Source organism: Amphritea balenae, from assembly GCF_003858655.1.
Classification (GTDB): Bacteria; Pseudomonadota; Gammaproteobacteria; order Pseudomonadales; family Balneatricaceae; genus Amphritea; species Amphritea balenae.
This window is the reverse complement of sequence record NZ_RQXV01000001.1, coordinates 151,504-172,031: the sequence shown is the minus strand read 5'-3', so window position 1 is coordinate 172,031 and position 20,528 is coordinate 151,504. Positions and strand designations below refer to the sequence as shown.

Below are 20,528 nucleotides of genomic sequence, written 5' to 3'. Positions count from 1 at the left end.
TCAATTCCCTGAAGAGATGTCGGTCCAACGATTAGAATTATCGGCTCTCTGTCGGCAATTGGATATAGGAAAAATTCCTAATTTGTCACATATTTGGAACAGTTACCGGGTTTGAAAAAGCAAAAAAAAAGAGCTTCAGTTCCCTGAGCTCTTTTCTAACTAACTAAGTATCGATCCGTAATGTTACCTCTTCGCAATCCCGAAAGAGGCTTTCTATCCTTAGAAATTTTGTCGCGAAATATCAGTTAGCGTCCTGCCAATAGATAATATCCGTATCGCGTTCTTACTTCCGTGTCAGTTAGTTGTTCTTCAATTCCCTGAAGAGATGTCGGTCCAACGAAAGTAATTATGCTAATCATGCCGTTTTTTAGATATAGGAAAAAGTCCTATATTATCTTTAACTTACGACTTTTTTGTTAGGGGGGCTTGGTCAAAGCTAACGCTTCCCCAGCCATGTACCATGAAGTTACGGATATTGCCGTGATCAGTTGCTTCAGGATGCTCCAAAACGTCCTGACGGTAGAAGCGGCCAAAGCAGTTTAATGTTTGTTCTTCTGACAGGCTGTTCATTCGGGCAAAGGCGAAAATTTTACATGAGCCTTCATTGGTGCCGGCAGCGTTGATCAGATCACCATTACTAAAGCGGGCGGGAGAGTAATCATAGTTAGCTTCGATAACCGCCATTGTATCTTCAAAATCCGGCTTGTTATCTTGTTTGAGGTTCTGGATAAATTGTTGCAGATCCATTCATGACTCCTGTTGTAAAAGTGTTTATAGCTATGAGTAAAATTATGAGAACTCAGTTAGTCTGATTCTTGTTGTAATAACAGCGCCTGTACCAGTTCGGTATTAGGTACTTCTGTTTTTAATTGTGCTGCGCGTTTTATCACAGCACCACTGATGCCGTCCAGTTCCAGGGGGCGGCCTTTCTCTTTATCAACCAGCATTGACGTTTTTATCGCATCAAAGTTACTGATCAGGTTAAACATCTCATCTATATCCTGGGTTGATAAAATGACATTGTCTGCGATAGACACCGCTGCGACTTCTTGCATCATCCGGTAAACGGTTTTGCCGAAAACCGGGTGAGAGGTAAGGCTTCTGGTATCTAGGCGGGTCAGGGCTGATAGTGGGTTTACGCCATTATTAATCAATAATTTTCGCCATAACTCATAGCGAATATCTGCGGAGATGGTAGTTGGGATACCTGCTTCGTTAAAGGTTTCTGCATATACCTTTAGTGCATCGGGACTGAAAACTCTTGGTTCAGAATGATTGGGCCAACTACCCATAATGACCTGGGCAGGGCCTTTGGCTTCAACTTCGCCGGGGCTGAGAATATGGCCTCCAATACGGACAGCGAGGCCTCCAATGGTGCGGTATTGCCCCAGAATATCTGCTATCAGAGGTTCGTTATCAACACCGTTTTGCAGTGATAGAACCGGGGTGTCTGAATGCTTTAGCCAGGCTTGTAACTGACTAAGAATCGATTCCGTAGCACCGGTTTTGAGACAGAGAAGAATCATATCGAATTCTTTGCAACTTCGATGCTGCAAGAGTTCGTTCAGGTCGGTTGCATCGACCTTTTCATGAAAGTTTAGATTTTCGTGCTGAACTTTAAGACCAGATATTCGCATCGCGTTAAGATGCTCACCTCTGGCAAGAAAACAAACCTGGTGCCCTTTTTGTTGTAACCGTGCACCGTAGTAACAGCCGATACCACCGGCGCCAATAATCAAAAAACGCATAATTATCTCTCTGAGAAGTTATCGTGATTTTTCTCAGAGCATAGCACTAATTTCCAGTGAGTCAGGTTTAGCGCAATTGGGATCAATGATTGCGCTAAACCAGTCTCTGGTTTTCTTTAACGTCCAGCTGTGCCGGGCTTGCTACGATTCGCCTGGTTACGTCCCGTTGATGAACTGTTGCCACCGGCTCTGTTGCCTGATGCTTTTGCTGCAGGCTTGCTACGTCGGTTTCCCTGTGGGCTACTGCTATTACCAGTGGGCTTTTGTCCACCTGAAGGTTTTTTAGCGTTATTCTGGGAGCGACCGCTGTTGTTGCCTTTGGCTGAATCCTGGGTATTCCCGTTAGCTCGATGGCGCTTGTTTTTGCCAGCGGGTTTATGGCCTCGTGCGATATCTCCTGAGCGCTGTCCATCTTTATGCTCCGAATGATGCTGTTTAGGCTTTTTCGGTTTTTTAGGTTTACGGGAGCGTGTATTAAGTCGGGACTCCGGTAGGTTGTGCTGAGGTAGAAAGCCCGGTACTTCATCGCGTTCTAGCAGGCTACCGATCAGATTTTCGATTGCTGAAAGTTGATCGAATTCATCGGCAGCCACCAGAGAAATTGCCTGGCCAGTGGCGCCAGCGCGGCCGGTACGGCCAATACGGTGAACATAATCTTCAGCCACATTCGGTAGATCAAAGTTAACTACCTGAGGTAGCTGATCAATATCCAAACCCCGAGCGGCAATATCAGTCGCAACCAGAACCTGTACTTTGCCAGCTTTAAAGTCTGTCAGGGCTTTGGTACGGGCCGATTGGCTCTTATTTCCATGGATGGCTGAGGCTCTTACATTTTCCCCCTCCAGATGACGAGCCAGCTGATTGGCGCCACGTTTAGTGCGGGTGAAAACTAATACCTGATGCCATTGATGTTCTTTAAGCAGGGACGTAAACAGTGCCGCTTTACGTTTTTTATCAACCGGACAGATCCATTGCTTAACCGTTGTTGCAGTTGTATTGCGAGGGGTAACTGAGATTTCGACTGGGTTATTAACCAGCCCTTTGGCCAGGGTGCGAATAGAGTCTGAAAAAGTGGCAGAGAACATCAGGTTCTGGCGTTTGGTCGGCAGTAGCTTAATGATTCGCTTGATATCATGGATAAAACCCATGTCCAGCATACGGTCAGCTTCATCCAGTACCAGTACTTCCAGACGATCAAATCTAACCGCATTCTGGCTGTATAGATCTAACAGTCGACCGGGTGTCGCTATCAGGATATCCACGCCTTTGCGTAGCTTCATCATCTGGGGATTGATGCCCACGCCGCCGAAAACAACAGCTGAGCGCATAGGCAGGTTCTGCCCGTAAGTCTCTACGCTGTCTGCAACCTGCGCTGCCAGCTCCCGGGTAGGGGTCAGAATCAAGGCGCGTATCTGGGTGCCTTTGGCTCTTTCACCTTTGCTTAACAATTCGAGCAGCGGCAAAGTGAAGCCCGCCGTTTTTCCGGTTCCGGTCTGAGCTGCAGCCATCAGGTCCTTACCCTCCAGTACGGCAGGAATTGCCTGCGCCTGAATGGGGGAAGGAGTCTCGTAACCTTTATCGGCAATTGCTTTAAGTACAGGTGCCGATAGGCCCAGATCGGTAAATTTCATGCAGTTTCTCTATGGCTGAGGTGTCGATATGACAGAAGCGCGAAGGATACAGCAAAGGGGCGTGGAATGGCAGTTTTTAGCCTTAATCCCTGCGACAGACAAGCTCCCGGACTTCAACGGCGCCGGCGTTAAGGTTCGCCATGACGTTAGGGCCCATCTTTTTGAATTCCTGCCCCAGAACTAAGGCCGGAGAGATAGTATCAACAGGCTGGGTCGTTTTCTCTTTACCTGCCTGCCGTTGGCGCCACTGCAGGGCTTCTTCGGACCAGTTTTTATTGCTGTAAAGCAAGAAACCTGATGCTGACAGTCGTTGTTCAAGCGTGGTTAAAGGAATCAGGTGTGAATGTTTTTGTTCTCTGGCCCAGGGAACCGGGTAGCGCATCTGTTCTGGGTTGCTTCCTTCAAGTACTTCGTGGAGTAGCAAAGTGCCTTCGCTGCTGAGTACGCGATGACACTCGGCTAAGCAGGCCTTGGTATCCGGGATATTCAGTAAACTATGTTGAAAGATGATGCAATCAAAGTGGTTATCGGCAAATGGCATCTGCTGAGCATCGCAGGTGATGGTCTGGACAGGTTTATTGGTTGGGTTTAGCGAAGTCAGAGCGTTATTGAACAGATTGAAACGGTGGGTAATATCGATACCGATAAGTTCTGTATGCTTGAAATTGTCTGAGATCAGGCGCATTAATCCACCTAGTCCGGAACCGATTTCTAAAATGCGTGTTGGGTTGATCTGTTCTAACCGTTTAAGTAGCTTTTCAGATGATTTAATACCACCTATATGCAGCTGATCAACAGGCGCTAATTGGTAGACGTTCGGGCCATCCGGATAGCGGGTTTTAATCTGTTTTAGCAGGCTGTCAGTATCCAGGTGATCGCTGTAATGCTGTTCTAAATCCATACCGGGATTCCTTTCAGGCTAACTCAGTTAAATCAGGCTTCTGAATAGAAACAGATACGGGGTCCGAAGACCCCGTATTAACCTGCTACTGATAGTTTAAGTAAAGAGTTTATCAGTGCTTAAGTATCAATGGCTTAGATATCATCCAGTCCTAGCTCTTTGATAGATACTTCACGCATCTTGAACTTCTGAATCTTACCGGTCACAGTCATTGGGAACTCGTCAACGAACTTAAAGTAGCGCGGTACTTTAAAGTGCGTGATCTTGCCCTTACAGAAGGCCCGTAACTGATCTTCAGTCACGCTGTCAGCGTCAGCATTGAGTTTAACCCAGGCAATCAGTTCTTCACCGTACTTTTTGTCTGGTACACCGGTAACCTGAACATCGCTGATACCGGGGTGGGTGTACAGAAATTCCTCGATCTCTTTCGGGTAGACGTTCTCACCGCCACGGATAACCATATCTTTAATACGACCGACAATCTGGATATAACCCTCTTCATCCATAGTGGCCAGATCTTCGGTGTGCATCCAGCCGTTCTCATCGATAGAACCCTTGGTGGCCTCTTCGTTGTTCCAGTATTTGAGCATGACACTGTAACCACGGGTACAAAGCTCACCAATCTCACCACGGGCAACAATACGTCCGGTGGCTGCGTTAACAATCTTGGTTTCCAGATGTGGCTGAGTACGGCCTACTGTTGTTACCCGCTTCTCGAATGGATCGTCAGCTGCAGTCTGGGTGGATACAGGGCTGGTTTCAGTCATACCATAGGCGATCTGAACCTCTTCCATATTCATCTTGGAGTTAACCGCTTTCATTACCTCAGCCGGACAGATAGAACCGGCCATGATACCTGTGCGCAAGGATGACAGGTCGTATTTTTCAAAGTCCGAATCTTCCAGTTCGGCGATGAACATAGTAGGCACGCCGTAAAGGGCTGTAGCCTTTTCTTTTTCAACCGCTTCCAGCACCGCTTTAGGTTCGAAACCGTCGGTAGGGTAGATCATAGTTGCGCCGTGGGTCATGCAACCCAGGTTGCCCATTACCATACCGAAGCAGTGGTAGAGGGGCACCGGAATGATCAGACGATCTTTGTCTGTAAAGTTCTGACTCTCACCAACGAAGTAACCGTTATTGAGGATATTGTGATGACTCAGGGTTGCACCCTTAGGGAAACCGGTGGTGCCAGAGGTGTACTGAATGTTGATGGCATCATCAAATTGCAGGGTAGCCTGAATGGCTTCAACTTCCGACAGTTCGGTTTTACTGGCCTCTTCAATGAAATCGTTCCAGCGCCACATTCCCGAATGCTGCTCTTCAGACAAGTTAATAATGCACTCTAGTGTCTTCAGTTTTTCTGATTTCAGCTGACCTTTTTCACAGTTGTTCAACTCTGGAGCAAGATCAAATAGCATCTGGGTGTAGTTAGATGACTTGAAACTATCAGCGGTAACAAGATACTTGGCACCGGACTGATTCAGGGCATATTCCAGCTCGTGCAGACGGTACGCAGGGTTAATGTTAACCAGAATGGCACCAATTTTGGCGGTTGCGAACTGTGTAACTGTCCACTGGGCATTGTTGGGGGACCACATAGCAACCCGATCACCTGCTTTGGCTCCTACAGCCAGAAGGGCTCGTGCACAGTGTTCAACTTGTTCTTTAAGGTCTGCGTAGCTCCAGCGGATGTCCTGATAATGTACAATCAGGGCATCGTTGTCAGGGTAGGTCGCACAGATCTCATCGAACTTGTCGCCGATGGTCATGCCGAGTAGTGGTTGACTGCTGGTCCCGCTGGTATAACTGGGTTTTGCATTGCTCATTGCTATGTCCCTTCTTTTATTCTAATTCGCAGAGAACTTCGTTGTCCGGTCTGTCAGCCACACTCTTTATAGGAGTCGCAGATCGAACTCTCGCTTTAATTTTTAGTGTTAATTCGGTTAACGGGCCTGTGCGTGATATTCAGGGTTTGGCTGCATATCTACTGCACTGGCAATTCGGTTAGTCATATTGTAAAAACCGGCTACGTTGGCGATATCCCAGATGTCCTGATCTGAGAAGCCTGCATCGCGCAGGGCCTGGCGATCTGTTTCTTCGATTGAATCTGATGCAACAGTCATCTTTACAGCAAAATCAAGCATCGAACGATGTCGCAGTGACAGGTTCGCAGCACGATAGTTGATGGCAATCAACTCGCCCAGAGCCGGGTCTTCAGAATAAGCGCGTACCGCAGCACCGTGGGCGACGATGCAGTAAAAGCAGTGATTCTGTGAAGAGACTGCAACGGCGATCATCTCGCGTTCCAGTTCACTCAGATTACTTTCACCAAACATAAGCTCATTATAAAACTTGGAGAATACCTCTAACTGCGCAGGGTTCTGGCTATAGGCGGTCAGTACATTAGGTACCATGCCCAGCTTTTCATCACAGACATCAAAGTATTTTTTGAAATCCGGCGACAGTTCGTCCCGTGCCGGGTATTTCAGATCTAAGGCGGTAACATGATCCGGTTGAGACATGCTGGTACTCCGTTTTATTGTTATGTCAGAGCGGTTTTTATATCGTCTTATATTAGGGTAAACCCTTATCTGGTTTCAAGGGTTTCAGATCAGGGTTTGCCCTTTTTGCTACAACACTTAATTACAGCCTAAAGCCAAAGCTACTTTAGAGCCGCTGGTGCGGCCTAATTGCGCTGTAATCCAGTGGCCGATTTGGGCCAGTTTTTGAAGATCGACACCGGTCTCAATGCCCAGTCCGTTCAACATATAAAGCACATCTTCGGTCGCAACATTGCCTGAGGCGCCCTTAGCATATGGGCAGCCACCCAGGCCTGCGACTGAAGCGTCGATAACCGCAACGCCTTCTTCAACAACGGCATACAGGTTGGCCAGCGCCTGACCATATGTGTCGTGGAAGTGGGCCGCAAGTAGTTCAATGGGTACCTGTTTTGCTACAGCCTCAAGCATGCGCTTGGCTTTTAGCGGGGTACCTACGCCGATCGTGTCACCCAGCGATATCTCGTAGCAGCCCATGTCCATCAGGTCACGACTGACAGCGGCAACCTGGGCTGGATCGATATCACCATCATAAGGACAGCCCATCACGGTGGAGACATAGCCCCGCACCCGGATGTTGTGCTCTTTGGCCATTTCGATCACTGGCGCGAAGCGCTCCAGGCTTTCCTTGATAGAGCAGTTGATGTTTTTACGGGTAAAGGCTTCAGATGCCGCACCAAACACAGCAACTTCATCAACACCTGCAGCAATAGCGCCTTCAAGGCCTTTCAGGTTAGGCGTCAGGGCCGAATAGGTAACGCCGGCTTTGCGGGTGATGTTGCTCATCACTTCGCTGGCATCGCCCATCTGTGGCACCCATTTTGGCGAAACAAAGCTGGCTGCTTCGATATGGGTCAGGCCGGTATCGCTGAGCTGATTAATCAGCTCAACTTTAACGGCAGTATCGATTATCGGGCCGGATTCATTTTGTAATCCATCCCGGGCACCCATCTCAAATAACCGAACATGCGTAGGGAAAGCCATGTTTAGTCCTCCGAAGTGTTAAGCGAAATCAGCTCAGCACCATCTTCAACCAGATCACCTTCAGCAAAATAGATCTCGGACACAGTGCCATCATGCGGTGCCTTCAGGCTGTGTTCCATCTTCATTGCTTCCATGATTACCAGTGTTTGGCCCTCTTTAACTTCCTGGCCTGCTTCAACAAGAACCGCTACGACAGCTCCGTTCATTGGTGCGGTCAGGCTGTTGTCGCCGGCATGGTCGTCACCACCAAAGTTTTCGCGATGTTGTTCGCAAGTGAATTGCTCACCTTCGTGGAACAGGGTCAGGGCATCGCCATCGTTATACAGATGCATGCTGAGGCGATGGCCGTTAACGATGACATTAAGTTTGTCATCATTTAACTGGGCCGCTACCTGATAGCTGGCATCGCCAACCTGAACCTGGTACTGACCGTTCTGCTCAAGAATGCTCAGATCATATTCAGTTTCGTTATGAATCAGCTTGAGGGGACGGGCGTACTCAGAGTTAACCCGCCAGCTGTTCTGAATGCCAAACGGTGAGTATGGATCATCCGGGTTGGTGGTTTGTTGTTTAGTCTTTTCACTAAAGAAGCAGGCAGCCATTACCAGACAGTACTGGGTATCCAGATTGCTGGCCGGGAATAGCAGTTGCTCATGCTTTTCAATGAAACCTGTATCAAGATCAAGCGCTTTGAACGGCGCACTACCCGCCAGATTGCGCAGGAACCGCAGGTTGGTTTTCAGGCCGCTGATGCGATATTCCTCAAGTGCCTGTTCCATACGGGCAATGGCACGATCACGGTCATCATCCCAGACAATCAGTTTAGCGATCATCGGATCATAGAATACGCTGACCTCGTCACCTTCAATTACACCGGTATCAACCCGAACATGCTGACTTTCCTCCGGAGTACGCAGGTAATGCAGCGTACCGGTAGCCGGCAGGAACTCATTATCCGGATCTTCGGCATAAACACGGGCTTCCAGTGCGTGGCCGTGGATACGAATCTCATCCTGCTGTTGCGGCAGTGGTTCACCGCTGGCGATACGTAGCTGCCATTCAACCAGATCCTGACCGGTGATTAACTCTGTAACCGGGTGCTCTACCTGCAGGCGGGTATTCATCTCCATGAAGTAGAAAGAACCATCGACGTCATATAGAAATTCGACAGTACCGGCACCGACATAGTCGATCGCCTGGGCTGCACGTACAGCAGCTTCACCCATCGCTTTGCGGGTTTCATCGGCAAGATTTGGTGCCGGTGCTTCTTCAATAACTTTCTGGTGACGACGCTGTACTGAACAATCACGTTCAGCCAGATAGACGCCGTTACCCTGCTTATCACAGAACACCTGAATCTCAACGTGACGTGGTTGTGTCAGGTAACGTTCGATCAACATGTCAGGGTTACCAAAAGCATTTTTAGCTTCACGGCAGGCTGACTCCAGTGCTTCATCGAATTCATCGATAGAGTTAACCACGCGCATCCCTTTACCACCACCACCGGCAACGGCTTTAAGTAGTTGTGGGAAACCACACTTTAGCGACTCTTCCTTGAGCAGAGCAGGGGTCTGGTCATCACCGTGATAGCCCGGTACCAGTGGTACCGATGCGTGAGACATGATCTCTTTAGCAGCAGACTTAGAGCCCATCGCTTCGATGGCGCCAGTAGGAGGTCCGATAAACTCAATACCGTTATCAGCACATGCCTGAGCGAATTGCGCATTTTCAGACAGGAAACCATAACCCGGGTGAACTGCCTGGGCGCCGGATTGCTTAGCGATTTCCAGTATTTTATCTGCTCTAAGGTAACTTTCACTGCTGGGCGCTGGTCCTAACAGAAAGGCTTCGTCGGCCATCGCAACATGACGGGCGTTACGGTCAGCTTCAGAATAGACTGCAACACAACGGATACCCATGCGGTGGGCAGTCTGAATAACACGGCAGGCAATCTCACCGCGGTTAGCTATAAGAATTTTGTTAAACATGCCGCTTACTCCTGAATCCAGTTCGGTTTACGCTTTTGCAGAAAAGAACCTAGTCCTTCCTGGCCTTCGTCGCTGACACGAATGTCCGCAATGCGACGGGCGGTATCGTCGATCACATCTGCTGTGATCTCCTTCTGGCTGACTGCGTAGATAAGATCTTTGGCAGCTTTCATTGCCTGAGGGCTGTTTTTACGCAGGGTAGCGATAAAACGGTCACAGGCTTCGTCAAGTTGTTCTACGCTATCGACAACTTCATGCACCAGACCAAACTCTTGTGCCGTACGGGCATTAAAGAGCTCAGCGGTAACAAAGTAGCGACGTGACTGACGTTCGCCGATAGCTCGTACAACATAAGGGCTGATAACAGCAGGAATCAGACCGATCTTTACTTCAGACAGGCAGAAACCACTGCTTTCAGCGGCAATAACAATATCGCAACAGGCGGCAAGGCCCACGGCTCCGCCGTAAGCGGCACCTTGTACCAGAGCGATAGTTGGCTTGGAGTGGCTGTTTAACACTTCCATCAGGCGAGCCAGACGGCCCGCATCGACCATGTTTTCTTCATGGCTGTTCTGAGCCATGCGTTTCATCCAGGCCAGATCGGCCCCCGCGGAGAAGTTCTTACCCCGTGAGCGCAATACCAGCACCCGGACTTCGGGGTCTTCGTTGGTCGCTTCAAGATTGGCAATTAGCTGTTCAATTACATCGTCATCAAAAGCGTTGTGTACTTCAGGACGATTGATGATCAGTTGGGCTACACCGTTGCTGCTCTTTTCCAGTAACACCAACTGTTTAAGCTCTTGTGATTGGTTCTCAGTAGTCATAGTCAGAGTCCCCAATTACATGCGGAATACGCCGAAGCGGGTTTCACCCACCGGCTTATTCAGTGCTGCTGACAGGCTCATGCCGATTACGTCGCGGGTCTGAGTCGGGTCGATAACGCCATCATCCCACAGACGGGCTGATGCATAATAAGGGTGACCCTGGTGCTCATAGGTATCGATGATTGGCTGCTTGAATTCAGCTTCCTCATCGGCAGTCCATTCCTGGCCGACGCGATCCATGTTGTCACGCTTAACGGTAGCCAGTACACCGGCCGCCTGCTCGCCACCCATGACCGAGATACGGGCATTTGGCCACATGAACATCATGTTAGGGCTGTAAGCACGACCACACATACCGTAGTTACCGGCACCAAAGCTACCGCCGATCAGTACTGTGAATTTAGGTACGTCGGCACAGGCAACCGCCGTTACCATCTTGGCACCGTGCTTCGCGATACCTTCGGATTCGTATTTCTGGCCGACCATGAAGCCGGTGATGTTTTGCAGGAACAACAGTGGGATCTTGCGCTGACAACAAAGCTCGATGAAGTGTGCGCCTTTTTGCGCAGACTCACCGAACAGAATACCGTTGTTGGCAACGATACCTACCGGGTAACCATGGATATGGGCAAAGCCCGTAACTAATGTTGTTCCGTAAAGCTTTTTGAATTCATCGAATTCAGAGCCGTCGACGATGCGCGCGATAACTTCACGTACATCGAAAGGCTTTCTCAGGTCGGTACCGACAATGCCATACAGGTCATCAGCCGGGTAGAGTGGTGCTTTAGTTGGCTGAGTCTTGATGTTGATATCTTTACGGCGATTCAGATTTGCCACACAGGTACGGGCAATTTCCAGTGCGTGGTGGTCGTTTTCGGCATAGTGGTCGGCAACACCGGATACTTTACAGTGGACATCAGCACCACCCAGGTCTTCAGCACTAACAACTTCACCGGTTGCAGCTTTTACCAGAGGAGGACCGGCCAGAAAGATTGTTCCCTGTTCGCGAACAATAATTGATTCGTCTGCCATGGCAGGAACATAGGCACCACCGGCAGTACAAAGGCCCATTACCACGGCGATCTGCGGAATACCTTTTGATGACATGCGTGCCTGGTTGTAGAAGATCCGGCCGAAATGATCCCGATCCGGGAAAACATCATCCTGTTGAGGCAGGTTAGCACCGCCAGAATCAACCAGGTAGATACAAGGCAGGTGGTTCTGTTCAGCAATCTCTTGTGCGCGCAGATGCTTTTTTACTGTCAGAGGGAAATAAGTACCGCCTTTAACCGTTGCATCGTTTGCAATGATCATACATTCCTGACCGCTAACACGGCCAATACCGGTAATGATGCCAGCAGCTGGAATGTCGTCGTCATAGACACCGTAAGCCGCTAATTGAGAGAGTTCTAGCAGTGGTGAACCTTCGTCAAGAAGAGTGTTAATACGTTCACGTGGTAGTAATTTGCCGCGGGACAGGTGACGTTCCTGATACTTGGCACCGCCACCCTGATGAATTTGTGTAGTCTTTTCGCGCAGGTCGGTTACCGCTTCTGCCATTGAATCATAGTTGGCGCGGAAATCTTCAGCCCGGGAATTGATTTTAGTATTTATAATGCTCATCAATTTTCCTCTCGGAAGTTTTGTAATAGCAACGCTCACAACGCTATTACTCAATTCCTGTCTTATTGTTCTTTTGTCAGTGTTAAAAAATAAGGGGGGACTTCACTTATGAAGAGAAGGTTGCCCCCTTTAAACCTTCTAACGAAGGTGTCCACTTACTTAAAACAGTCTTACTTGTTCAGGAACAGCTCACGGCCGATCAGCATACGACGGATTTCAGATGTACCCGCGCCGATCTCATACAGCTTGGCATCACGCAACAGGCGACCTGTTGGGAATTCGTTGATATAGCCGTTACCACCTAATAGCTGAATCGCATCCAGGGCAATCTTGGTTGCCATCTCAGCGGTGTACAGGATTACCGCAGCACAGTCTTTACGTGAAGTTTCACCACGCATTGCTGCTTGAGCTACAGTGTAAGCGTAAGATTTAGATGCATTCATCAGGGTATACATGTCGGCAACTTTACCCTGTACCAGTTCGAACTCGCCGATCGCTTTACCAAACTGAACACGGTCACGGGTGTATGGTACGGAGATATCCATTGCTGCCTGCATGATACCCAGAGGGCCGCCAGCCAGCACCAGGCGTTCATAGTCCAAACCGGACATCAGTACTTTTACACCACCGTTCAGTTCACCCAGGATATTCTCTTTAGGTACAACGCAATCTTCAAAAACCAGTTCACAAGTGTTAGATCCGCGCATGCCCATCTTGTCCAGCTTCTGGTGACGGGAAAATCCAGGTGCATCACGTTCAACGATGAATGCGGTGATACCTTTAGGGCCTGCATTTACATCGGTCTTGGCATAGATAACGTAAGTGTTGGCGTCAGGACCGTTAGTGATCCACATCTTGTTGCCGTTCAGCAGGTAATGGTCACCGTTATCACGGGCAGACAGTTTCATCGATACAACATCAGAGCCAGCATTTGGCTCGGACATTGCCAATGCACCGATATGCTCACCGCTGATCAGTTTTGGCAGGTACTTAAGTTTCTGCTCGTGGGTACCGTTACGGTTGATCTGGTTAACACAGAGGTTTGAATGAGCACCGTAAGACAGGCCTACAGAGGCTGATGCGCGGCTGATCTCTTCCATGGCAATCATATGTGCCAGGTAACCCATGCCTACACCGCCGTATTCTTCACTTACGGTAATACCCAGTAGACCCATATCGCCGAACTTCTGCCACAGATCATTTGGAAACTCGTTGTCGTGGTCAATCTGTTCTGCGCGGGGAGCTATTTCAGCTGCTGCGAAACTGTTTACATGTTCGCGAAGCATATCCAGAGTTTCACCCAGGCCAAAGTTTAGTGAGCTGTACTGTGCAATCATTTCCTGTCCACCTGTTTTCATAATTAGTATTTTATTGTTGTGCTTTTTCTTACGTTCAGAGTTTTACGTTTCGAATTTTTAAGTTCCGAATCAGAGCAAAAGCATTGTTGCTCTATACGGGGTTGTTTTTTAGTTCATTCATTGCGTCCTGGCAGCGGCTTTCGGCACTATCCAGTTCGAGTTGAAGCATGGCTATATCTTTAAGCTGTTGCTCAAGAGCTGCCTTCTTCTCCTGAATCTTGGTCATTAACAGTTCAAGCTGTTTCATACTGCCTGTTGTACTTTCATCCCACAGCTCGAAAAGCTCGCGGGTCTCTGCCAGAGAAAATCCTAGCCGCTTGCCTCTGAGGATCAGTTTAAGTCGCACCCGGTCAGGACCACTATAAATACGTGTCTGACCTTTACGTGTTGGAAACAGCAACTTCTGATCTTCATAAAAGCGAATGCTGCGGGTAGTGACATCAAACTCACTGGCCAGATCGCTGATTGAATATGTTGATGGGCTCATAACGTGCTTCTTGTTTTTAGTGATGTTCTAAATTTAGCGGAAGTTTACGTAAACGTAAAGCCAAAATACAATTCGTAATAATTTGATTATATTAACTATATTTATTCTAACTATTTGTTTTATAGGATAAATATAGTGGATTTGAAAATGTAAGGGTATTCCCTTAGACTAAAGTAGTACTTGTTAACCAGTAAGGGAAATTGCTAACTTCAGTTCAAGGTTGACAGGGGCATGTGTAGTTTTTGCCCATTTGATAATAAAAACAAATAAGAGACAGGATGGTTCTGCATGAGTGCCGACTACGTTCTCGAGACCAGAAACCTGGTTAAGGAATTCAAGGGTTTTACCGCCGTTGATGATGTGAATTTAAAGGTTAAGCGAGGAACAATACACGCGCTGATCGGTCCTAATGGTGCCGGTAAGACAACTGTATTTAACTTGCTGACTAAATTTTTAACCCCAACCACCGGAACGATTCTGTTTAACGGTGAAGACATTACGTCTATGAAATCAGCAGCGATTGCCCGCAAGGGTATTGTTCGCTCATTTCAGATCTCTGCTGTATTCCCGCACCTGACTCTGCTTGAAAATGTCCGGATTGCGCTACAGCGTAAAGAAGGCAATAGCTTTCATTTCTGGAAATCTGAGAAAGTGTTGGACAAGCTCAATGACCGTGCTATCGAGTTGCTCGATGAAGTTGGTCTTAAAAGTTATGCCAATACAGTCACTGTAGACCTTCCTTACGGCCGTAAACGGGCGTTAGAGATTGCGACTACTCTGGCGCTTGATCCTGAAATGCTTCTGCTGGACGAGCCAACCCAGGGTATGGGTCATGAGGATGTTGGTGTGGTTGCAGACCTTATTAAGAAGGTCTCGAAAAATCGTACCATTCTGATGGTCGAGCACAACCTCCACGTAGTTGCTCAGCTGGCAGATACTATTACCGTACTGCAGCGTGGTGCCATTCTTACCGAAGGCAATTACGAAACGGTATCGAAAGACCCTCAGGTGCGTGAAGCCTATATGGGTGTTGAAGCTGATGATGAAGTTGCTAATGCGATTGCTGCTGAAAATGCCGCGGCCAGCGCTGCACAGAAGGAGTCAGTAGAATGAGCAGTACCGGTGAAAAAATACGCATTGTAGACCTGCATTCATATTACGGCGAGTCGCATATTCTGCATGGTATCGATATGACCATCATGCAGGGCGAACTGGTGACTCTGCTGGGCCGTAACGGTTCCGGTCGATCCACTACGCTGAAATCCATTATGAATATGGTAGGGCGCCGTACCGGTGTTATCAATATCAATGGTAATGAAACCATCGAGATGCCGGCGCATAAAATTGCTCATCTGGGGGTAGGTTACTGCCCGGAAGAGCGGGGCATTTTCTCAAGTCTTAATGTAGAAGAGAATCTGATGCTGCCGCCAAATGTTCGTTCCGACGGCATGAGCATTGAAGAGATTTATGACATTTTCCCTAACCTGGCTGAGCGTCGTTACAGTCAGGGCACCCGCCTGTCAGGCGGAGAGCAGCAGATGCTGGCGATGGCCCGTATCCTGCGAACTGGTGCAAACATTCTATTACTCGATGAGATAACAGAAGGTCTGGCACCGGTAATAGTGCAAAAACTGGCTGAAGTTCTGGTCATGCTTAAAGAGCGTGGACTGACAATTTTGCTGGTTGAGCAGAACTTTCGTTTTGCAGCTCCAATTGCTGACCGCCATTACGTTATGGAACATGGCCATATCGTAGAGCAGGTTCGTAAGGATGAGTTGGAAGCTAAAACGGAACTGTTGAATACCTATTTGGGTGTATAAGCCTGGATGATAATCATCTGAGTGGACACCCGATACCCTTGAAGTTCGATAACAATAAAAATTCTCAAGCAGGAGTGACAACATGAAACTAATGAAAAAAACCGTACTGGCTGCAGCAATGAGTCTGGCAGCGGCAACTGGTGTACAGGCTGCCGGTGTATCTGATGATGTAGTTAAGATCGGTGTACTGGCTGATATGGGCGGTGTATACGCTGATATCTGTGGTACAGGCTGTGTAACTGCCGTTGAGATGGCAGTTGAAGATTTCGGTGGTACCGTACTAGGTAAGCCAATTGAGATCGTTAGCGCAGACGACCAGAACAAGCCAGATGTAGGTTCTGCTAAAGTACGTCAGTGGATTGAAGATGAGAACGTAGATGCGGTAAACGGTCTGGTTGCTTCCTCTGTAACTGGTGCTGTAACTAAAGTACTGACCGATGCTAAGAAAATCGCTCTGATCTCTACCTCTGCAAGCCACGCTTTCACAACTAAGGCATGTTCACCTTATAACGTTCATTGGACGTATAACGTAGCAGCACTGGCAAACGGTACTGTTAAGCCGATGGTTGATGCGGGTAAGAAGAAGTGGTTCTTCATTACAGCGGATTACGCATTCGGTCACGCACTGGAAGGTATTGCTTCTAAAGTAATCGAGACCAGCGGTGGTGAAGTTGTAGGTGCAGTTCGTGCACCACTAGGAACAACTGACTTCTCTTCTTACGTACTGCAGGCTCAGGCATCTGGCGCTGACGTAGTAGGTCTGGCTAACGCTGGTGCTGACTTTGTAAACGCCCTGAAAACCTCTGCTGAATTCGGTCTGACTGAGACTGCTGATGTAGCAGGTCTGCTGGTATTCACCCATAACGCTAAGGCGCTGGACCCTGCAATCGCAGCAGGCATGAAGGCGACTACCGGTTTCTATTGGGATATGGATGATCAGACTCGCGAATGGTCTGCTCGCTTTAAAGAGCGTCATGGTTCTATCCCTGCAATGGGTCAGGCCGGAGCTTACTCTATGACTATGCACTACCTGAATGCGATTAAAGCGGCCGGTACTGATGAGTCTGATGCAGTAATGAAACAGATGAAGAAGACCAAGCCTAATGACTTCTTCGCACGTAATGCATACCTGCGTAACGATGGTCGTATGGTTCACGATATGCTGCTGGTAAGCATCAAAGATGCTGCAAGCCGTAAGTCTGAAGATGATATCTACAACATCGAAGCAACTATTCCGGGTGATGTAGCATTCAACCCAATGATGCCAGCGTGTGACTTCAAGTAATCCTGCTTGACCTTCGGGGGGTGCCTTAATCGGGTACACACCCCCCAGCTTTATCTGAAAGGAGCTGTGTGATCACAGCTTCACACAACTCCTTTGTTTCTCTAGGTGATGTTATGGCGACGATATTTGGTATTAATCTGTTTGCGCTGTCGGGACAGTTGCTGGTGGGCCTGATTAATGGTTCATTTTATGCGCTTCTGAGTCTCGGTCTGGCGATTATTTTTGGTCTGTTAAAAATTATTAACTTCGCGCAGGGCGCGATGTATATGCTCGGCGCTTTCTTTGCCTGGATGGCCCTGAATTACATGGGTATCAACTACTGGGCAGCATTAATACTAGTGCCGATCGCGATAGGTATTATTGCCATTCTGATTGAGCGCTTTTTGGTGCGTCCGATCGCTAATGAAGATCACCTTTACAGTCTGCTGCTGACCTTTGGTATAGCGCTGATTCTACAAGGTATGTTTACTCATATTTATGGTTCTTCTGGTCTGCCTTATTCGATTCCGGATGAGCTGAAAGGCGGCACTAAGCTACCGTTTATGTACCTGCCAAACTACCGTGCCTGGATTATCGTGATCTCGCTGATCGTCTGTGGCAGTACCTGGTGGGTTATTGAAAAAACTAAGCTGGGTGCATATCTGCGGGCCGGTACTGAAAATCCACAGCTAATGCAGGGATTTGGTATCAACGTTCCGCTGATCACAACCCTGACCTTTGGTTTTGGTGTTGGACTGGCAGGTTTTGCCGGAGTATTGGCTGCCCCTGTTTACTCTGTTAGCCCTGAGATGGGATCTAACATACTGATTGTGGTGTTTGCTATCGTTGTTATCGGTGGTATGGGTTCCATTGGTGGTGCCATTCTTACCGGCTTGCTGATGGGGGTTGTTGAGGGACTAACTAAGTTCTTTTATCCTGAGGCCTCAACCACTGTAATCTTCCTGTTCATGGTGATCGTGCTGCTGATTAAGCCTGCCGGTCTGTTTGGTAAAGAAGCTTAGGAGTACAGCCATGAAAATTAATAAACTTTATCTGTTTCTGATTGCCCTGGCGTTGGTGGCTCCAACCTTTATCTATCCAGTATTCCTGATGAAGGTTTTATGTTTTGCGCTGTTTGCCTGCGCATTTAACCTGCTACTGGGTTTTGTTGGCTTGCTGTCTTTTGGACATGCCGTGTTCCTGGGTACCGGTGGTTATGTTACCGGCTACCTGATGATTGAAACCGGTATTAGTCCAGAGCTGGGAGTTCTGGCAGGTACTGCAGCAGCAGCGGTTATCGGCGCTGTTTACGGTAAACTGGCTGTTAAGCGTGAAGGTATCTATTTTGCGATGGTTACCCTGGCGCTGGCTCAGCTGGCCTTCTTCTTTTACCTGCAGGCGCCGTTTACTGGTGGTGAGGATGGATTACAGGGCGTACCTCGTGGATCACTGTTCGGTATTATCGATCTGTCTGATAACTCGGCTATGTACTACTTCGTACTGGCGATCTTCCTGTTTGGATTCTGGTTGGTGCACCGTACTATCCATTCTCCATTCGGTCAGATTCTTAAAGCGATTCGTGAAAATGAACCGCGTGCAATCTCACTGGGTTACAACGTAAACGACTATAAGTGGGCTGCATTTGTTATCTCATCTGCTCTGGCGGGTATGGCTGGCTCAACTAAGACGCTGGTTTTCCAGCTGGCATCCCTGACCGATGTGCACTGGCACATGTCCGGTGAGGTGGTTCTGATGACCTTGCTAGGTGGTATGGGTACTATCTTTGGTCCTGTTGTTGGTGCTGGTGTAGTGGTAACTATTCAGAACTATATGTCCGGTGGTGAGCTGGGTAACTATATCCATATCATCATGGGTGTGATCTTTATTGTCTGTGTACTGGCATTCCGCAGTGGTATTGTGGGTGAGTTCCAGAAACTGATGAAGAAAAACTTTGGCTGAAGCTGAACAGCTTCACCCTTGAAAGCGATAAAAGGGACGTAAAAGTCCCTTTTTTATTGTCCAGATGTTATCGGTGTGCTGCTTCAGCAGGCCGTTATGATTTTGTTGGAGAGAGTAAAATGAGCCAGGATTCTGTTGTTATTGTAAGTGCCGCCCGTACCCCTATGGGTGGCATGATGGGCTGCTTTAGTGATGTTCGGGCACCTGATTTGTGCGCTACGGCGATTAAGTCAGCTGTTGAGCGAGCCGGTATCCAGGGTAGTGATGTCGATGAAGTGGTAATGGGTTGTGTGCTGCCTGCGGGTTTGGGGCAGGCGCCAGCACGCCAGGCATCTCGTGGCGCAGGTATACCTGATGCAGCGGGCGCCACAACAATCAACAAAATGTGTGGTTCAGGTATGAAGGCTGTCATGCTGGCGCATGATCAGATTGCTGCAGGACAGGTTGATGTTATGGTTGCCGGTGGTATGGAAAATATGAGTCAGGCACCATATTTGTTACCAAAAGCCCGCGCGGGTATGCGTATGGGGCATCAGCAGGTTATTGATCATATGTTCTTTGATGGCCTTGAAGATGCCTATGAAGGTGGCTTGATGGGCACCTTTGCGCAGAAGAGCGCTGATGATTACAACATTACCCGCGAAGCAATGGATGATTTTGCTATCGGCTCCCTCGAAAAGGCGCTTAAGGCAATTGAAACAGGTGCGTTTAAAGACGAAATTGCTCCGGTAACGGTTAAATCACGCCGTGGTGATACGGTTGTCGATACTGATGAGCAGCCTGGCAATGCGCGTATAGATAAGATTCGTCAGCTGAAACCTGCATTTAAGAAAGATGGTACAGTGACGGCAGCTAACTCCAGTTCTATTTCCGATGGTGGTTCGGCGCTGGTGTTGATGAAAGAGTCTGAAGCTAAGAAACGTGGTCTGACGCCTTTGGCGCGTATTGCTGCGCATTCTACCCATGCTCAGCTGCCTGCTGAATTTACAATTGCACCTATCGGTGCGATTGATAAAGTGCTAGCGCGTGCAGGCTGGAGTAAAGAGGACGTGGATCTGTTTGAGATCAACGAAGCATTTGCGGTGGTTAGTTTGCTGGCTATCAATGAGATGGGGCTGGATGCAGATAAGGTCAACATTAATGGCGGTGCCTGTGCGCTTGGGCATCCGATCGGCTCGTCTGGTTCTCGTATTCTGGTTACTTTGTTATACGCGTTGAAGAATCAGGGCAAGAGCAAAGGTGTTGCATCATTATGTATCGGTGGTGGTGAAGCGACAGCGGTTGCGGTTGAAATGCTGTAGCTACAGCGACAGTGTTTAACTGATATTAAACCGGCCAACTAGGTCGGTTTTTTTATGACCGCTCATGGCATAGGAAAACCAG

General features: G+C 48.4%; 18 protein-coding genes. 6 read left to right on the top strand and 12 right to left on the bottom strand.

Annotation, left to right across the window (positions count from 1 at the left end):
• Positions 1-402: 402 nt before the first annotated feature.
• The 12 genes from EHS89_RS00830 to EHS89_RS00775 all read right to left on the bottom strand — a co-directional run bounded on the left by EHS89_RS00830 (position 403) and on the right by EHS89_RS00775 (position 14,102).
• A complete protein-coding gene (locus EHS89_RS00830; protein ID WP_124924212.1) occupies positions 403-747 on the bottom strand; it encodes a HopJ type III effector protein in 345 nt (114 codons plus the stop codon).
• A 56-nt stretch (positions 748-803) separates the two neighbouring features.
• Positions 804-1,748, bottom strand: a complete 945-nt coding sequence (locus EHS89_RS00825) for a ketopantoate reductase family protein (RefSeq protein WP_124924211.1) — start codon at positions 1,746-1,748, stop codon at positions 804-806.
• A 116-nt stretch (positions 1,749-1,864) separates the two neighbouring features.
• The gene (locus tag EHS89_RS00820; RefSeq protein ID WP_124924210.1) at positions 1,865-3,379 is read right to left on the bottom strand and encodes a DEAD/DEAH box helicase; all 1,515 of its coding nucleotides are present in this window, start codon (positions 3,377-3,379) and stop codon (positions 1,865-1,867) included.
• Between the two features lie 82 nt (positions 3,380-3,461).
• Entirely contained in the window at positions 3,462-4,280 is an 819-nt protein-coding gene (locus tag EHS89_RS00815; protein ID WP_124924209.1) for a class I SAM-dependent methyltransferase, read from the bottom strand.
• 134 nt (positions 4,281-4,414) lie between these two features.
• Positions 4,415-6,106, bottom strand: a complete 1,692-nt coding sequence (locus tag EHS89_RS00810; RefSeq protein ID WP_124924208.1) for an AMP-binding protein — start codon at positions 6,104-6,106, stop codon at positions 4,415-4,417.
• A gap of 117 nt (positions 6,107-6,223) precedes the next feature.
• Positions 6,224-6,802 (bottom strand): peroxidase-related enzyme, encoded by a 579-nt coding sequence (locus EHS89_RS00805; RefSeq protein WP_124924207.1) that lies wholly within the window; start codon positions 6,800-6,802, stop codon positions 6,224-6,226.
• 117 nt (positions 6,803-6,919) lie between these two features.
• Positions 6,920-7,822 carry a hydroxymethylglutaryl-CoA lyase gene (locus tag EHS89_RS00800; RefSeq protein WP_124924206.1) on the bottom strand — a complete coding sequence of 301 codons (903 nt, stop codon included), beginning with the start codon at positions 7,820-7,822 and terminating at the stop codon, positions 6,920-6,922.
• Positions 7,823-7,824: 2 nt separating this feature from the next.
• Complete coding sequence (locus EHS89_RS00795; RefSeq protein ID WP_124924205.1) at positions 7,825-9,810, bottom strand: acetyl/propionyl/methylcrotonyl-CoA carboxylase subunit alpha; 1,986 nt, start codon at positions 9,808-9,810, stop codon at positions 7,825-7,827.
• 5 nt (positions 9,811-9,815) lie between these two features.
• Entirely contained in the window at positions 9,816-10,634 is an 819-nt protein-coding gene (locus tag EHS89_RS00790; protein ID WP_124924204.1) for an enoyl-CoA hydratase/isomerase family protein, read from the bottom strand.
• A 15-nt stretch (positions 10,635-10,649) separates the two neighbouring features.
• A complete protein-coding gene (locus EHS89_RS00785) occupies positions 10,650-12,257 on the bottom strand; it encodes a carboxyl transferase domain-containing protein (protein ID WP_124924203.1) in 1,608 nt (535 codons plus the stop codon).
• Positions 12,258-12,427: 170 nt separating this feature from the next.
• Entirely contained in the window at positions 12,428-13,594 is a 1,167-nt protein-coding gene (locus EHS89_RS00780; protein ID WP_124924202.1) for an isovaleryl-CoA dehydrogenase, read from the bottom strand.
• Between the two features lie 112 nt (positions 13,595-13,706).
• Entirely contained in the window at positions 13,707-14,102 is a 396-nt protein-coding gene (locus EHS89_RS00775; protein WP_124924201.1) for a MerR family transcriptional regulator, read from the bottom strand.
• A gap of 288 nt (positions 14,103-14,390) precedes the next feature.
• Here EHS89_RS00775 and EHS89_RS00770 point away from each other — a divergent pair, with 288 nt between their 5' ends.
• The 6 genes from EHS89_RS00770 to EHS89_RS00745 all read left to right on the top strand — a co-directional run bounded on the left by EHS89_RS00770 (position 14,391) and on the right by EHS89_RS00745 (position 20,446).
• A complete protein-coding gene (locus EHS89_RS00770; protein ID WP_124924200.1) occupies positions 14,391-15,215 on the top strand; it encodes an ABC transporter ATP-binding protein in 825 nt (274 codons plus the stop codon).
• Entirely contained in the window at positions 15,212-15,922 is a 711-nt protein-coding gene (locus EHS89_RS00765; protein WP_124924199.1) for an ABC transporter ATP-binding protein, read from the top strand. Before EHS89_RS00770 ends, EHS89_RS00765 begins: the two co-directional genes overlap by 4 nt.
• A gap of 82 nt (positions 15,923-16,004) precedes the next feature.
• A complete protein-coding gene (locus EHS89_RS00760) occupies positions 16,005-17,207 on the top strand; it encodes an ABC transporter substrate-binding protein (protein WP_124924198.1) in 1,203 nt (400 codons plus the stop codon).
• Between the two features lie 113 nt (positions 17,208-17,320).
• Complete coding sequence (locus tag EHS89_RS00755) at positions 17,321-18,208, top strand: branched-chain amino acid ABC transporter permease (protein ID WP_124924197.1); 888 nt, start codon at positions 17,321-17,323, stop codon at positions 18,206-18,208.
• A 10-nt stretch (positions 18,209-18,218) separates the two neighbouring features.
• Entirely contained in the window at positions 18,219-19,145 is a 927-nt protein-coding gene (locus tag EHS89_RS00750; protein WP_124924196.1) for a branched-chain amino acid ABC transporter permease, read from the top strand.
• A gap of 119 nt (positions 19,146-19,264) precedes the next feature.
• Positions 19,265-20,446: a thiolase family protein gene (locus tag EHS89_RS00745; protein WP_124924195.1), complete on the top strand. Its 1,182-nt coding sequence runs from the start codon at positions 19,265-19,267 to the stop codon at positions 20,444-20,446.
• Positions 20,447-20,528 lie beyond the last annotated feature (82 nt).

Bases quoted from the DNA above. Each gene is read 5' to 3' on its own strand.
- EHS89_RS00830 (WP_124924212.1), bottom strand. From the start codon at position 747: ATGGATCTGCAACAATTTATCCAGAACCTCAAACAAGATAACAAGCCG.
- EHS89_RS00825 (WP_124924211.1), bottom strand. From the start codon at position 1,748: ATGCGTTTTTTGATTATTGGCGCCGGTGGTATCGGCTGTTACTACGGT.
- EHS89_RS00820 (WP_124924210.1), bottom strand. From the start codon at position 3,379: ATGAAATTTACCGATCTGGGCCTATCGGCACCTGTACTTAAAGCAATT.
- EHS89_RS00815 (WP_124924209.1), bottom strand. From the start codon at position 4,280: ATGGATTTAGAACAGCATTACAGCGATCACCTGGATACTGACAGCCTG.
- EHS89_RS00810 (WP_124924208.1), bottom strand. From the start codon at position 6,106: ATGAGCAATGCAAAACCCAGTTATACCAGCGGGACCAGCAGTCAACCA.
- EHS89_RS00805 (WP_124924207.1), bottom strand. From the start codon at position 6,802: ATGTCTCAACCGGATCATGTTACCGCCTTAGATCTGAAATACCCGGCA.
- EHS89_RS00800 (WP_124924206.1), bottom strand. From the start codon at position 7,822: ATGGCTTTCCCTACGCATGTTCGGTTATTTGAGATGGGTGCCCGGGAT.
- EHS89_RS00795 (WP_124924205.1), bottom strand. From the start codon at position 9,810: ATGTTTAACAAAATTCTTATAGCTAACCGCGGTGAGATTGCCTGCCGT.
- EHS89_RS00790 (WP_124924204.1), bottom strand. From the start codon at position 10,634: ATGACTACTGAGAACCAATCACAAGAGCTTAAACAGTTGGTGTTACTG.
- EHS89_RS00785 (WP_124924203.1), bottom strand. From the start codon at position 12,257: ATGAGCATTATAAATACTAAAATCAATTCCCGGGCTGAAGATTTCCGC.
- EHS89_RS00780 (WP_124924202.1), bottom strand. From the start codon at position 13,594: ATGATTGCACAGTACAGCTCACTAAACTTTGGCCTGGGTGAAACTCTG.
- EHS89_RS00775 (WP_124924201.1), bottom strand. From the start codon at position 14,102: ATGAGCCCATCAACATATTCAATCAGCGATCTGGCCAGTGAGTTTGAT.
- EHS89_RS00770 (WP_124924200.1), top strand. From the start codon at position 14,391: ATGAGTGCCGACTACGTTCTCGAGACCAGAAACCTGGTTAAGGAATTC.
- EHS89_RS00765 (WP_124924199.1), top strand. From the start codon at position 15,212: ATGAGCAGTACCGGTGAAAAAATACGCATTGTAGACCTGCATTCATAT.
- EHS89_RS00760 (WP_124924198.1), top strand. From the start codon at position 16,005: ATGAAACTAATGAAAAAAACCGTACTGGCTGCAGCAATGAGTCTGGCA.
- EHS89_RS00755 (WP_124924197.1), top strand. From the start codon at position 17,321: ATGGCGACGATATTTGGTATTAATCTGTTTGCGCTGTCGGGACAGTTG.
- EHS89_RS00750 (WP_124924196.1), top strand. From the start codon at position 18,219: ATGAAAATTAATAAACTTTATCTGTTTCTGATTGCCCTGGCGTTGGTG.
- EHS89_RS00745 (WP_124924195.1), top strand. From the start codon at position 19,265: ATGAGCCAGGATTCTGTTGTTATTGTAAGTGCCGCCCGTACCCCTATG.